Here is a 12,862-nt window from a genome sequence, read left to right as displayed (position 1 = left end):
CGTCTATGACCCGAAGCGGACGCTGTGCGGGCGCACGGTCGGCACGAACGAGCCTGTCACCACCGCGCTCCCGGCCTTGCCGGCCGCCGGTTGCCTCAGCACCTCGCTCGCCGGGCCGAAAGCTTCGACCATGCCGTTGCGCAGGACCATGACGCGGTCGCAGGCCGCGGCGATCGAAGGGCGATGCGTGATGACGACTGTCGTGACGCTTACACTTCGCGCGGCCGAAAGCATCCCTTCGAGCGCCGCCTCCCCACTGCCGTCGAGATGGGCGTTGGGCTCGTCCAGCACCAGCATGCGTGGCTTGCCGTAGAAGGCGCGCGCCAGCCCTATCCGCTGGCGCTCGCCGCCCGACAGCACGGTATGCGACGGGCCTATCATGGTCTGATAGCCGTCGCGCAGCGTGAGAATCAGCTCATGCGCCTCGGCGCGCCTGGCCGCTTCGACGATCGCGGCGTCATCGGCGTCGGGTTCGAAGCGGGCGACATTTTGCGCGATCGATCCCGGGAAAAGCTCCACCTCCTGCGCGAGATAGCCGATATGCCTGCCAAGCTGGGTTTCGTCCCAGCTCCTCAGGTCGGCGCCGTCGACCCTGACCGCGCCGCCGGTCGGCTGCAGCGCGCCCACAAGCAATTTCGCCAGCGTCGATTTGCCGGCCCCGCTCGGGCCGACGATCGCCACCGCTTCGCCGGCGCCGATGGCAAAATTCAACCGCTTGAGGATGGGCTCCGTGCCGAAAGCCGCAGTCGGCGCGATGAAGAACAGATCCTGCACCGAAATCGCGCCCAATGGATCGGGCAGTGCGAGCTTGCGCCCCTGCGCTGGTTGCGCCGCAAGGGCGGTGTCCAGCCGCTTCCAGCATCGCTTGGCGTCGACGATCTGCCGCCAGGATCCGATCAGCTGGTCGAGCGGCTGCAGCGCGCGCGACGACACCAGCGACGAAGCGAAGATCATGCCGGCGGTCATCTGCCCTTGTAGCACCAGCCACGCGCCGGCGCCGAGGATCGCCAGTTGCAGCATCATGCGCAGCGCCCGCGACGTCGCGCTGAAGATCGCATTGGCGCTTCCGGAACGGTCATGCAGGGTCAGCGCCTCAGCAACGTGTTGTCCCCAGACCGCGGCGGCATTTTGCACCATGCCCATGGCGCGCAGCGTGTCGGTGTTGCGGGCGAAGGCCTGTTCCGCCTGGCTGGCCACCGCCGAGCGTTCCGCCGACATGGCATCGTTCCTGCCGATGGCAAGCTGGTTGGCCACGACCAAGAGAAACAGCAGCACGGCGCCGGCGAGCGTCAGCCAGAACAGGACGGGATGGATGAAATAGAGCAAGGCCAGGAAGACGGGCGCAAACGGCAGGTCGAACAACACCGCCACGCCGCGCGACCTGATGAAGGCGCAAGTCGTGGCAAGGTCGTTCAGCGGCGACAGCCCGCTGCCGGCATGTCTGGCGCCAAGCGAGGCGGCGAATGTCCGCGCGCCCAGTTTCAGGTCGACGGTGGCCGCAACACGTTGCGCGTAGATGGCGCGGACCGCGTCCAGCAGGCCGAGGAAGGCGAGCGCGAGGACCGCCATGGCCGAGAGATAAAGCAGCGTCTCGACGCTGGAGGACGGCAACACCCGGTCATAGACCTGCAGCAGATAGAGCGGGATCACCAGGAGCAGGATGTTGATCAGCAACGAAAAGATGCCGATATCGGCGATGCCGCGCAGGAAAACCGGGCGCAGGCCGATGGCCGCATCCCTGAGTGGCGCGCGGTCCCGTGACATCTAGACCGCGTGCTCGGCTGTCGTGCTCAGATGGCTCTGCTGCAAATCGTTCAGCGTATAGGCGTGGATATAGTCGATCTTCATTTGCGCGGGCGTCGCCAGATGGTCGGGCGGCGCGCCGGCTTGACCGCCGACCGCAAGGTCGACCAGCATATACATGGGCTTGTTCATATCGGACGGCGTCGCCGCTTCCGCGACCTGGACGCCATCATAGGTCCAGACCAGCTTGTCCGGCGTCCACAACAGGCCATAGGTGTGATAGCCGTCGGTGTTGGAGACATTCACCGTCGACCCGACCGTGGTGTGGGTTCCCGTCTCATTTGTGTGCGCGGTCATGAGAAGCGCATTCGGGTTCTGCCCATACATTTCGATCACGTCGAGTTCCGGGGGCCATGAACCGTCTTCGGGCAGAAGCCAGAAGGCCGGCCACGCGCCGGCATTTTCCGGGAGATCGGCCCGCATTTCGAAATAGCCATAGGTCTGCGAGAAGGTGTCGTGCGTCGTCAGTATGCCGGAAGTGTATTCGTAATTGTTGATCAGCGGCTTGATGTCGTCGGGCGCATGCGCCGCGGTTATGGTGAGCACGCCGCTTGCGACGCTGAACGGATGGACCGAGCTGGTCGGCGCATAATTGGCGTCGATATACCATTGCAGCTCGCCGTTCTGGGGCTGCGAGCTGCCGTTCTGCGCCCCCCACCAGAAATTGGAATCCCAGATGCCGCTCTGGCCGTTCCACAGGCTCAGCGTGTTGAAATCGTCGTTGAAAGACAGCGTCATGCCGGTCTTGTCGATCGGCAGCTCGAACTGGCCGGGCTGAAACTTGTCGATCGTGGTGTTGTGGAACACCAGCACCTCGCTCGAGCCGAGGTTCAGCTGCACGTTCGATCCCACCTGGACCATATTGGCGTGGACGGCCTCGAACGAGGTGAAGGCATAGCCGTTGAGGCGCACCGTGTCGGTCGCGCCGAAATCGGAGATCAGGTCGCTGCCATTGCCCTTGGTGATGATGAAGGTGTCGGCGCCGGCGCCGCCGATCAGCACGTCATTGCCCTTGCCGCCTTCCAGCGTCTGGCTGCCAGCGCCGCCCGTTATGATGTTGTCCTGACCATTGCCGAAGGCATAGTGGCCGTCGCCGGTGACGACGAGGTTCTCGAAATTCGCGGGCAGCTTGTAGCTCATCCAGGTATCGATCGTGTCGACGCCCGCGCCGTAGTTCTCGACCGCTTTGTTGATCGTCGAATAGAGATGGTAATAGTCGTCGCCCGCGCCGCCATACATGGTGACCTTGACGTTGGTGTCGCCCCAGAAGGAATCGTTGCCCGAGGTGCCGTAGCGGTAAGGCGCGCCTCCAGTCGCCGAGAACCAGTGGGTGGAAGCGCCGGTGTAGGGAAGTGGAATGCCTTTGGCGTTGAGGACTGTGGTCATTCCGACACTCCTTGTGCGTGCTGCCTTGGTCGTTCGACAACCTTCGAGCGACCATTTCGGATCAACTCTTAAATTGATGCGTCGTTCCAGGAAATCATTCTATAGTACACCAAGGAGATCGTCGCCCATCATTTAATAGATAATGCCGAAGGCGTTAAGCTGATCCTAATACAACTTTGTAGGAGAGACTTACAATTTTAATAAATTGTGAGATCCGCGCCGAAAAGTTACGCAACCTGTCAATGATGCATGCAAATTTGACGCGACACGACCGCCTGCCTGAGGCGGCGGTCGAAGTCGCGGGCGAATGGCCGCGGGCAAAGGGCTCAAGAAAATTTGACAGGCTATGTCGGACCGGGTGAGGTTCACCCGTCCTTGGGGCATCGAACAACGAAACCACAAAGGATACCGAAGAGATGCCAAGCACCGTACGTTTGCACCGCGTTCTGACGAACAGCCCGGAGAAGGTCTACCGCGCATTCACAGAAGCCGACGCGCTGGCGAAATGGCTTCCGCCGAACGGCTTCACTTGCACGGTACACAGCTTCGACGCGAAAGTCGGTGGCGCCTTCAAGATGTCGTTCCGAAACTTCACGACGGGCGGCAGCCATTCCTTCGGCGGCGAATATCTCGAACTCGTTCCCGGCGAGCGCCTGCGCTACACCGACAGGTTCGACGACCCCAATTTGCCCGGCCAGATCGAAGTGACCGTGCTCCTGAAGAAAGTGTCGGTTGGCACGGAACTCGACATCACGCAGGCCGGCATTCCGGACGTTATTCCGGCCGAAGCCTGCTATCTCGGCTGGCAGGAGTCGCTGCGCAATCTGGCAAAGCTCGTCGAACCCGAGATCAATCAGTAGAGCCCCTCGGATCGGCGGCGCCGCCCAGCCAGTCCGCGCCGCCGACAATGCCGAGCCGAGGACTCATCCCTCACGGCCCGGTGCAGATCGGCAACGGTTGTGGCGGCAGTGGCGGGTTGTCCTTGGCGTATTGCGCGATGATCGGCTCAAGGCTCTTTCGCGGCCAGAATTTCGGCTTGCCGATCTCCTTCAGGCAGGACGCATTCCAATAGGCGCCCGATTTACCAACGGCGGTGATGTCGCGCGATTCCGGGTAGATATAGAGCGTCGTCGGATTGCCCTTCACCATCGAAATGATCTGGTCGGCGTCGGACGGCGACCAGCTGGTGCAGCCATTGCTGCGGCCGCCGGCATAATCCACCAGCTTGCCGTATGGCACGAAGCCGTCATGGTCGGCATAGGAGCTGTTCGGGTTCTTGCGCAGGCACATGCCGCGCAACAGCCGCGCCGCGTGGCCACCGATCACCCGCTGCCTGGCATTCGCCGTCTCCCCCTCACCGTCGAACTGGATGAAGGTGCGCAGCAGCGCCTGGTCCTTTTTTGCGCCGATGCGGTAAAAACCCTTGAATGAGGTCTTTGCCTCGCCGGTCATATAGGCGCCACCGGTCGTCAAGGACGAGTCCAGGGCATTGCCGAAGTTTTTCGCGCAGCGTTTGCCGTTGGAGAAATCGACCACGCCTTTCAAATTGCGGCCGCCGCCATGGCCCGACGAGATCGCCCTGAACGACTGCTTGGCCTCGCAAATGACGTAGTAGCGCCGCCCTAGCACGCCATTGCCGAGATCGCCGGGGCGCGTTGCATCCATGGCGAAATAGCACCCATTGTGGACCGCGCCTTGCGCGACCTTTTTCAGGTAAAGCGCGCGCGCCCGCTCCAGCACCACTTGCGAAATCTCGCCGTCGTCATTGCCGACATGGGCCTGCAGCCAGGCCGGTATATCGGAGGACGCGGCAAAAGACCGGGCAGACACCGTCAAGGCGATGCCGGCGATGGCGAGGAGGCCAAAGACAAAGACAGCCAGAGATTTCAACCGCACCGGACAACCCTCCCGCCCGAACCGTTCTGCGATTCTCGGAACCCATCATAAATCGTCGCGCGCCGATCGGCGAAACACATCTTGTTCAGAACCGCGCAAGCAAGTCAGGTAGCTGCCTGTTCGCCTTTCAGAGCGCCAGGCTGCCCTGTTCCGCCTCCGCGGCATTGGGGTCGCCCGGCGCCGTCGCCCAGGCGAGCTCGACCAGCGTCACCGTGCGGCGGCCGGTGCCGTCGAGCTGGCAGACGATGAGGCCCTGCTCCTCGATATAGGTGAGCAGCCGCCGGGCGCGCCGCAGCGAATGCGAGCCGTAGGCGCGCGCGATCGCCGCGTCGCTCGGGCACGGCCAGCCCTCCTTGGCGGCGCGGGCGATCATCATGAACACGCCCTGCATGTCCTCGGGCAGCAGCGAGGCGCGCACGGAAACGTCCTGCCAGGCGTCATCGCCTGCCAAGTCTGCGCCGAGCCCGGCGCGGGCACGCGTCAGCATGCGACGGAATTCTGAGAGGTCCGGCACCACCGAAGCGAGGCCTTCGATGCGGCAGCGGACGACGAACTCCTGATAAAGCACGCCGATGACGCGGAAACCCGCATCGGGCTGCGCCAGGATGGCGCGCAGGACACGGTCCACCCGCTCTCGCCGCTCGGCCATATCCTCGGCGCTTACCGCCGGTTCCGCAGGTTCCGGGCGGATCTCCATCGCCGCCGATTTGGCCGCCATCAGCTGGTCGAGCAGCTCCGGCGACGCCATCCGGCGCGGCGCGCGCATCGTCTCGGGCGGCGGCGCCGCCAGGATGATGGCGCGCGCGTCTTCAAGCGCTGTTTCCGGCATTGCCATCAGCCGCGGCGTACCGTTGCGCGGGCTGGTCTCGGTCTGGCCGATGCGCACGCCCAGCGGACGGCGCGACAGCGCTGGGCCCAACGCCATGAACTGCCCGCGCTCCAGGTCTCGAAACGCCTCGGCCTGACGCCGTTCCATGCCCAGAAGGTCGGCGGCGCGCGCCATGTCGATATCGAGGAAGGTACGGCCCATGAGGAAATTGGACGCCTCCGCCGCGACATTCTTGGCGAGCTTTGCCAGCCGCTGCGTGGCGATGATGCCGGCAAGGCCGCGCTTGCGGCCGCGGCACATCAAATTGGTCATGGCGCCGAGCGAGAGCTTTCGCGCCTCGTCGGACACTTCGCCGGCCACGGCGGGCGCGAACAGCTGCGCTTCGTCGACCACCACCAGCATCGGATACCAATGCTCGCGGGCAACCTCGAACAACCCGCCGAGAAAGGCAGCGGCGCGCCGCATCTGGTTCTCGGCATCGAGCCCTTCGAGATTGAGCACCGTGGAGACGCGGTGGATGCGCGCCCGCTCGCCGGCTGCTTGCAGGCCACGCTCCGTATGCTCCTCGGCATCGATGACCAGATGGCCGTAATGGTCGCCCAGCGAGACGAAATCGCCTTCCGGGTCGATGATGGTCTGCTGCACCCAGGGCGCGCTCTGCTCCAGGAGCCGGCGCAAAAGGTGCGATTTGCCGGAGCCGGAATTGCCTTGCACCAGAAGCCGGGTCGCCAGCAGCTCCTCAAGGTCGAGCGCCGCCGGCGCACCCGCCGTCGTCTGTCCCATCTCGATGGCTACGGTCATGTCACGACTCTCCTTGCGGACAGGGCTTATCAACCCGGCCGCGAGCCGTCGAGCGCGCCATGGCAACTCGCCCGCTGTTCCACACCTATGCTGCCAAAGCGCCACACATCAGCCCATCTGCCCAAAGGGAAGCACATCAAGCGGAGTTGACCGGCGGCAGAAGCGGCGCGTCCAGCCCGTCGAAGGGATCGCGCCAGGCATCGATGGCTTCGAGCCGGCGATACCAACCCAGAACAGAGGGATAGTCCGCCAGCGGCAGGCCGGCTGCATCGTTGAACGGCAAAAACGTCGCCATGCGGAAATCGGCATAGGAGAGCGACTTGCCCACAAGCCATGGCCGCTTGGCGAGCTCCGCCTCGAGAATCGCTGCCGCGATGCGGAACTCCGCCAGCCCCTCCTCGACCTTGCCCTGGTCGACGGGCCCAATCCCGTAGCGCTGCTTGGTTCCGCGCTCGAAATGCACGATGTCGCAGGCCCGGACGAAATTTTCCTTGCCCCAGCTCAGCCAGCGGATCATGTCGGGTTGGTCGCCGCCGCCGCGCCAGAAATCCGAACCCGCTTCGCGCGACAGAAGGCAGGCTATGGCGTCGGCTTCCCACAGGCTGCCGCCCGGCCATGCCAATATCGGCAGGGTAAGATTGGGATTGAGCTGACGAAACCGCTCAGCCTGCCCGGGCGCCATGGGTGCCGCAAACTCAAACTCGACCTTGGCCTGCAGATGACGTGCCGCTGCAACCGTGAGGCGCGGATTGGGATTGCGGCTGAAGTACAGTTTCATGTCCGGTCCTGGATGCTGTGGGCTCGATCCTATCAAACACGCAAACGTGCCCTCCAGGCAATCTGGTCGGACCACGATTCCGCTGGCGCACGACGCCGTTCGGCGTATTATTTCCTTCGGGAGAGGGTTCTTGGCAGGAGGAAGCCATGAACGTAGTGCAGAGCGTACCTGTCATCGACGTGACAACCCAGAACCTTGTTTCCTCTGCGCTTTCCAGATTCCGCGCCGGCGATACCGTCTCGACCAGGGCGGCGCTCGACGCTATCCGCCGCATGGATCCAACCTGTGTCGACAGCGACGACGATCTCGTCGAACTCGTCGTCATGGCGGCAATTGGTAAGACCATGGCGGTCGTGTTCGACCACCGCTCCCGCTAGCCCTGTGGGACGAACCTGTGCCGTTCAACTCGCTTGAGCTCGAGTGGATTCGGTTGGCGAGCTTTTACAACTGCAGCCCGGGAGGCGCACGTCTTCGTGCGCGAAGGCCGGCAATAGCATAAGCGGGCAAGACTCAGATCCCCAAGGGATGTGGCATGTAGCCGACGAAGCCGCCGATCTTCCAGTGGCCCGCCACCTTCCTGCAGAAATACAGCGTCTGCCATTTCAGCTTGTCGACGCTGCCATCGGCCTTGGCCACCGAGCCGTTGAACTTCTTGTGCAGCACGGCGCGGTCGCCATCGACGTCGATGTCGCGCATGTTGGTGACGCGAAACAGCGCCTCGCGCAGCGGCTCGGCGAATCTGGCCGCCGCCGTCTCCTTGGCCTGGCGCAGCCATTCGTCGCGATAGACGGCAAGGCTCGGGAATTGCAGACGCCAGGCGTCGGCATCGCTGAGGAAATGCGCATGCATGCCGAAGAAGCTGTCGGCGAGGAAATCATCCTCGACCATCGACCAGTCCTGACCGATAAAGGCGTCGATGTCGCGCCGCACCAGCATTTCCCAGAGCGCGTGACGATCGGCATCGCCCTCTGGAAACGGGTTCTTGTCGAAGGTCATTGAAATCTCCTGTCGGGAAAATGCGCCGCGCAAGATGCTGGCGGTCCGCTGATAAAGCAACATGCGTTTGGAAAAATGCTGCTTTCCAAAAAGCCCCCTATGAGGATCACCGGGACAGGCGTAGAGCGGTCGGCGAAAACGGGACGCGGCCCGCCATTCTGAACAGGAGTTTCCCTTGCCTAAAGAGTGTTTTGGAACATCCCACGTGCCGCTGTCGCCGGCCGTGCGCGCCGGGGATTTCGTCTACATCTCAGGTCAGGTGCCGGTCGACGGCGACCGCATCGTGGTCAAGGGCGGCATTACCGAGCAGACCGAGCAGGTGCTGCAGAATGTGAAGGCAGCACTCGCGCTGGCCGGCTGCACCATGGACGATGTCGTCAAGACCACGGTCTGGCTCGAGGACGCGCGCGACTTCGGCGCCTTCAATGCCGTCTACGCCAAGCACTTCCCGAAAAATCCGCCGGCCCGCACCACGGTCGAATCGCGGCTGATGATCGACATCAAGATCGAGGTCGAAGCCGTCGCTTACCGGCCGGTTTGACCAGTCGGGGCATGATCCCGAAAAGTGGAAACCGGTTTTCTCGGACAAACGGAAACCGTTTTGTCCAAAGATCATGCCCCGAAACAAAGAGAGGCAGGCGCCGATGCAGTTCGATCTCCTGATCAAGGGCGGCCGCCTGATCGATCCGGCCTCGGGCCTGGACGCGCCGCGCGATGTCGCCGTTGCGGGCGGACGCATCGTGGCCATCGAGGCGGCGATCGATGCCGAGCACGCCACCAAGATAGTCGACGCTCGTGATTGCATCGTCACGCCCGGCCTCATCGATTTGCATAGCCATGTCTATTGGGGCGGCACCTCGCTTGGCGTCGATGCCGACCGGCTGGCGGCCAAGAGCGGCACCACCACCTTCATCGACGCCGGCAGCGCCGGCGCCGGCAATATTCTGGGCTTTCGCCGCCATGTCATCGAGCGCTCGAAGGTGCGCATCCTGGCCTATGTCAACATCTCCTTTGCCGGCATATTCGGCTTTTCGCAGACGGTCTCCGTCGGCGAATGCAGCGATCTGAGGCTGTGCGAGCCGCGCGAGACGGTGGCGGCGGTACGCGAGCACGCCGATGTCGTCGTCGGCGTAAAAGTGCGCTCCGGCAAGCATGCCGGCGGCGCCAGCGGCATCGCGCCGGTCGATCTCGCGCTGGAAGCCGCCGACCAGGCCGGCCTGCCGCTGATGGCGCATATAGACGAGCCGCCGCCCGGCCGCTCCGAAGTGCTGCCGCGGCTGCGCAAGGGTGACATCCTCACGCACTGTTTTCGCCCGTTCCCCAACGCGCCGGTCTTCGCCTCCGGCGCGGTGCGGCCGGACATGCGGCTGGCCCGCGAACGCGGCGTCATCTTCGACATCGGCCACGGCATGGGATCGTTCGACTTCGCCGTGGCGAAAGCGATGCTGGCCGAGGGCCTCGCGCCCGACGTCATCTCCAGCGACGTGCATCTCTATTGCGTCGACGGTCCGGCCTTCGACATACTGGTCTGCATGTCGAAGCTAATGGCGCTGGGCATGCCGCTGGTCGAGGTGCTGCGCGCCGCCACGCAAAGGCCAGCCGAGGCGATCGCCAGGCCGGAGCTTGGGACGCTGAAAGTTGGCGGCGTCGGCGATGTCGCGGTGCTGAGACTGCGCCCCGGGCGCTTTACCTTCGTCGATGCGGTCGGTGCGGCGCTGATCGCGGATCAGCGGCTCACATCGGACGGCATCGTCGTGGGTGGTGTCTGGTGGCCGAACGAAGCCGCCGACCACAACGAGACCGAGCGCTTCGAGGCCCACACGCACCATACGCATGTCGAGGTCGCGGCACGGCATTTCGGGCGTAGGCACGATTAGCTGGTCTCCCCTTCATGGGAGATGGTCTGTCTTTCGGCGGCGCGTTTGAGGACCGCCTTCCCCCACTCCGTCTCGGCTTCGCCGAGCCACCTCTCCCCCCTCCGGAGGGAGAGGAAAGGCGCCAGCTGGAATCGCTTCGCGCCATTCCTCTCCCCCGTCGATCGGGGGAGAGGTGTCGAGCGAAGCTCGACGGAGTGGGGGTCGAACCTTACCCCGAATTACTCACCGCCCCAAACACCGGCGTCGCAATCCCTTCCATCCGCGCCTTGATCTGCAGCGCCACATATTTCGAGTAAAACCGCGACAGCGCCAGATTGCCGCCGTGGAACCACAGCGCGTCCTGGGCCGTCGGCTTCCACATGTTGCGCAGCTCGCCTTGCCAAGGACCGGGATCGCCCTTGACGCCGGAGCCGAGGCCCCAGCATGGCCCTACCTTGTCGGCGACCTCGCGCGAGACGATGGCCGCCACGGTCTCGTTCATCGACTGGTAGCCGGTACAGGCGACGATCGCATCGACGGCCAGCTCGCTGCGGTCGTCGAACAGGATGCCGGTCGGCGTCAATGAACTGATGCCGACGCCGCTCTTCACTTTGATCTCGCCATTGATGATCAGTTCGCAGGCGCCGACATCGATGTAGTAGCCGGAGCCGGTGCGGTAGGCCTTCATCAACAGCCCGGTCTCGTCCTCGCCGAAATCGATGGCGAAGCCGGCGGCGCGTAGCTGGTCGTAGAAGTCTGCGTCGCGTGCCTTGATCACCTCGTAAAGATCCCGCTGGCCCTTGGGTACAAGCGCGAACGGCGTGGACGCGACGATCAGGTCGGCCTTGTCGGTGCTGATGCCGCGCGCCAAAGCCTTTTCCGAGAAGATCTCGAAGCCGACTTCCATCAGAGTGTCGGATTTCACCACTGTCGTCGGCGACCGCTGGATCATGGTGACGTCTGCGCCGCTCTCCCAGAGGTCGACGCTGACATCGTGCCCCGAGCTTGCCGCGCCGATGACAGCGACACGTCTGCCGCGGAATTTCTCGCCGCTTGCATACTGGCTGGAATGCAGGAGTTCGCCCTTGAAGGTCTCGGCGCCGGGCAGCGCGATCTGGCGTGGCGGGCCATAGGCGCCGGTGGCAAAGACAATGTGCTTCGGCTTCAGCGTGATCTGCCGGCCGACGCGGTCGACCACCACAGTCCACACCTTCTCGGCCTCGTCATAGCTGGCGCTGAGGCATTTGGTGGCGACCCAGTAGTTGAGCTCCATCACCCTGGTGTACATCTCCAGCCAGTCGCCCATCTTGTCCTTGGGCGTGAACACCGGCCAGTTCTCCGGGAACGGAATGTAGGGCAGATGGTCGTACCAGACCGGATCGTGGAGCACGAGCGAGCGATAACGGTTGCGCCAGGAATCGCCGGGGCGCGCATTTTTCTCGATGATGATGGTGGGCACACCGAGCTGCCTCAGCCGCGCGCCGAGCATGATGCCGCCCTGCCCGCCGCCGATCACCAGGCAATAGGGCTGCTCGGTGGCGCCGAGGTCGCGCGTCTCGCGCGCCCGCGCCTCCGCCCAGGTTTCGCGCTTCGGATCGGCCTTGTGACGGATACCAAGCGGCCGCGCCGGTCCCTTTTGTTCCTCGAACCCCTTGAGCTCACGCACCGCCGTGAACAAGGTCCGGCAGCGGCCGTCCGTAAGGCGCACAATCCCTTCGCCCCGCGCGACCGCCGTTTCGAACGTGAACCAGGCCTCGACGGTGCCCTCATCCGAGGTCGCCTCGCCGGACAGCGTCCAGTGTGAGGGCTTCGTTTCCGCCAGCGTCGCTTGCAGCATGTCGCGGATCTCATCGCGGCCTTCCATCGTGGTGATGTTCCAGGTGAAAGCCAGCAGATCGCGCCAGTAGCAATCCTCGACGAACAGGTTGGCGGCCGCCTCGGCGTCATCAGCTTCCAGCGCCCGTGCAAGCGCGCAAAGCCATGTCGCCGCCTGTTTCGATGGTGCCATGTCGAGCATCTGTTTTTCCCTCGTTTTGCGTTCCCATTGTTTCGAAAGACGGAGCCGCCGCAAGAGGGGTCGCGATATCATGGCGTCGGTTTCTAGCGGCCCGGAACGGAGCCATCTCCCGGAAATCTTTATAGGAATTTTATATCTTTCCTCCCGGCCCCGTCTCGAACCTTTATGGCGATCGGGTCCATATTCCATCTCGAGCAAAACGCTGCGGACGCCGTGACCCCAGAGTTACGGCGGGCCGTTCTCATGGAATTTCTGGCTCGCCAGTCGCTGGCGCCAAATACAAGCAGAAGCAAGGACCAACACAAATGGACATCGTCGTCATCGGGATCGAGGTTTTGTTCTTCGGTCTTTCCCTCGCCTACATCAAAGCTTGCGACGCTCTTTAAGCGGAAGGATCGCACCATGCTTGTCGATTACATCCTCGGTGGCGGCGTGACCTTGTTCCTGCTCGTCTACCTGACATACGCCCTCGTTCGCCCAGAACGCTTCTGAAGCAAGGC

At 63.6% G+C, this 12,862-nt stretch carries 12 protein-coding genes; 5 read left to right on the top strand and 7 right to left on the bottom strand.

Annotated elements, in window-relative coordinates:
- Positions 1-3: 3 nt before the first annotated feature.
- Complete coding sequence (locus tag NKI05_RS13895) at positions 4-1,764, bottom strand: type I secretion system permease/ATPase (RefSeq protein WP_023744106.1); 1,761 nt, start codon at positions 1,762-1,764, stop codon at positions 4-6.
- Positions 1,765-3,189 (bottom strand): endo-1,3-1,4-beta-glycanase EglC, encoded by a 1,425-nt coding sequence (eglC, locus tag NKI05_RS13890; RefSeq protein WP_023814688.1) that lies wholly within the window; start codon positions 3,187-3,189, stop codon positions 1,765-1,767.
- 416 nt (positions 3,190-3,605) lie between these two features.
- On the opposite strand from eglC, the gene NKI05_RS13885 reads away from it, so the two are divergent.
- Complete coding sequence (locus NKI05_RS13885) at positions 3,606-4,049, top strand: SRPBCC family protein (RefSeq protein WP_023814689.1); 444 nt, start codon at positions 3,606-3,608, stop codon at positions 4,047-4,049.
- 70 nt (positions 4,050-4,119) lie between these two features.
- Here NKI05_RS13885 and NKI05_RS13880 read toward each other — a convergent pair whose 3' ends face one another.
- The 3 genes from NKI05_RS13880 to NKI05_RS13870 form a co-directional block, all read right to left on the bottom strand.
- Complete coding sequence (locus tag NKI05_RS13880) at positions 4,120-5,085, bottom strand: hypothetical protein (protein WP_023814690.1); 966 nt, start codon at positions 5,083-5,085, stop codon at positions 4,120-4,122.
- A gap of 127 nt (positions 5,086-5,212) precedes the next feature.
- Positions 5,213-6,715, bottom strand: coding sequence for a helicase HerA domain-containing protein (locus NKI05_RS13875; protein WP_023814691.1), 1,503 nt, complete (start codon positions 6,713-6,715; stop codon positions 5,213-5,215).
- Between the two features lie 136 nt (positions 6,716-6,851).
- A complete protein-coding gene (locus NKI05_RS13870; RefSeq protein ID WP_023814692.1) occupies positions 6,852-7,493 on the bottom strand; it encodes a glutathione S-transferase family protein in 642 nt (213 codons plus the stop codon).
- 146 nt (positions 7,494-7,639) lie between these two features.
- Here NKI05_RS13870 and NKI05_RS13865 point away from each other — a divergent pair, with 146 nt between their 5' ends.
- Positions 7,640-7,870, top strand: a complete 231-nt coding sequence (locus NKI05_RS13865) for a hypothetical protein (RefSeq protein WP_023726475.1) — start codon at positions 7,640-7,642, stop codon at positions 7,868-7,870.
- 133 nt (positions 7,871-8,003) lie between these two features.
- Here NKI05_RS13865 and NKI05_RS13860 read toward each other — a convergent pair whose 3' ends face one another.
- Positions 8,004-8,489, bottom strand: coding sequence for a hypothetical protein (locus NKI05_RS13860; protein ID WP_023669704.1), 486 nt, complete (start codon positions 8,487-8,489; stop codon positions 8,004-8,006).
- Positions 8,490-8,664: 175 nt separating this feature from the next.
- Here NKI05_RS13860 and NKI05_RS13855 point away from each other — a divergent pair, with 175 nt between their 5' ends.
- Together NKI05_RS13855 and NKI05_RS13850 are read left to right on the top strand one after the other, a co-directional pair.
- Entirely contained in the window at positions 8,665-9,030 is a 366-nt protein-coding gene (locus NKI05_RS13855; RefSeq protein WP_023683098.1) for a RidA family protein, read from the top strand.
- Positions 9,031-9,133: 103 nt separating this feature from the next.
- Entirely contained in the window at positions 9,134-10,366 is a 1,233-nt protein-coding gene (locus tag NKI05_RS13850) for an amidohydrolase/deacetylase family metallohydrolase (protein ID WP_023814693.1), read from the top strand.
- A gap of 208 nt (positions 10,367-10,574) precedes the next feature.
- Here the strand turns inward: NKI05_RS13850 and NKI05_RS13845 are convergent, their stop codons facing one another.
- Positions 10,575-12,362 (bottom strand): flavin-containing monooxygenase, encoded by a 1,788-nt coding sequence (locus tag NKI05_RS13845; protein ID WP_023714112.1) that lies wholly within the window; start codon positions 12,360-12,362, stop codon positions 10,575-10,577.
- Between the two features lie 402 nt (positions 12,363-12,764).
- On the opposite strand from NKI05_RS13845, the gene NKI05_RS13840 reads away from it, so the two are divergent.
- The gene (locus NKI05_RS13840; RefSeq protein WP_023669708.1) at positions 12,765-12,854 is read left to right on the top strand and encodes a K(+)-transporting ATPase subunit F; all 90 of its coding nucleotides are present in this window, start codon (positions 12,765-12,767) and stop codon (positions 12,852-12,854) included.
- Positions 12,855-12,862 lie beyond the last annotated feature (8 nt).

This window comes from Mesorhizobium sp. M0771 (genome assembly GCF_040320155.1).
Classification (GTDB): Bacteria; Pseudomonadota; Alphaproteobacteria; order Rhizobiales; family Rhizobiaceae; genus Mesorhizobium.
The sequence above is the reverse complement of the archived record's forward strand: the minus strand, read 5'-3'. Positions and strand labels throughout refer to the sequence as shown.

What these genes read in the sequence shown, in the direction of transcription:
- NKI05_RS13895 (WP_023744106.1), bottom strand. Translation starts at nt 1,764, where the DNA reads ATGTCACGGGACCGCGCGCCACTCAGGGATGCGGCCATCGGCCTGCGC.
- eglC (WP_023814688.1), bottom strand. Translation starts at nt 3,189, where the DNA reads ATGACCACAGTCCTCAACGCCAAAGGCATTCCACTTCCCTACACCGGC.
- NKI05_RS13885 (WP_023814689.1), top strand. Translation starts at nt 3,606, where the DNA reads ATGCCAAGCACCGTACGTTTGCACCGCGTTCTGACGAACAGCCCGGAG.
- NKI05_RS13875 (WP_023814691.1), bottom strand. Translation starts at nt 6,715, where the DNA reads ATGACCGTAGCCATCGAGATGGGACAGACGACGGCGGGTGCGCCGGCG.
- NKI05_RS13870 (WP_023814692.1), bottom strand. Translation starts at nt 7,493, where the DNA reads ATGAAACTGTACTTCAGCCGCAATCCCAATCCGCGCCTCACGGTTGCA.
- NKI05_RS13865 (WP_023726475.1), top strand. Translation starts at nt 7,640, where the DNA reads ATGAACGTAGTGCAGAGCGTACCTGTCATCGACGTGACAACCCAGAAC.
- NKI05_RS13860 (WP_023669704.1), bottom strand. Translation starts at nt 8,489, where the DNA reads ATGACCTTCGACAAGAACCCGTTTCCAGAGGGCGATGCCGATCGTCAC.
- NKI05_RS13850 (WP_023814693.1), top strand. Translation starts at nt 9,134, where the DNA reads ATGCAGTTCGATCTCCTGATCAAGGGCGGCCGCCTGATCGATCCGGCC.
- NKI05_RS13845 (WP_023714112.1), bottom strand. Translation starts at nt 12,362, where the DNA reads ATGCTCGACATGGCACCATCGAAACAGGCGGCGACATGGCTTTGCGCG.
- NKI05_RS13840 (WP_023669708.1), top strand. Translation starts at nt 12,765, where the DNA reads ATGCTTGTCGATTACATCCTCGGTGGCGGCGTGACCTTGTTCCTGCTC.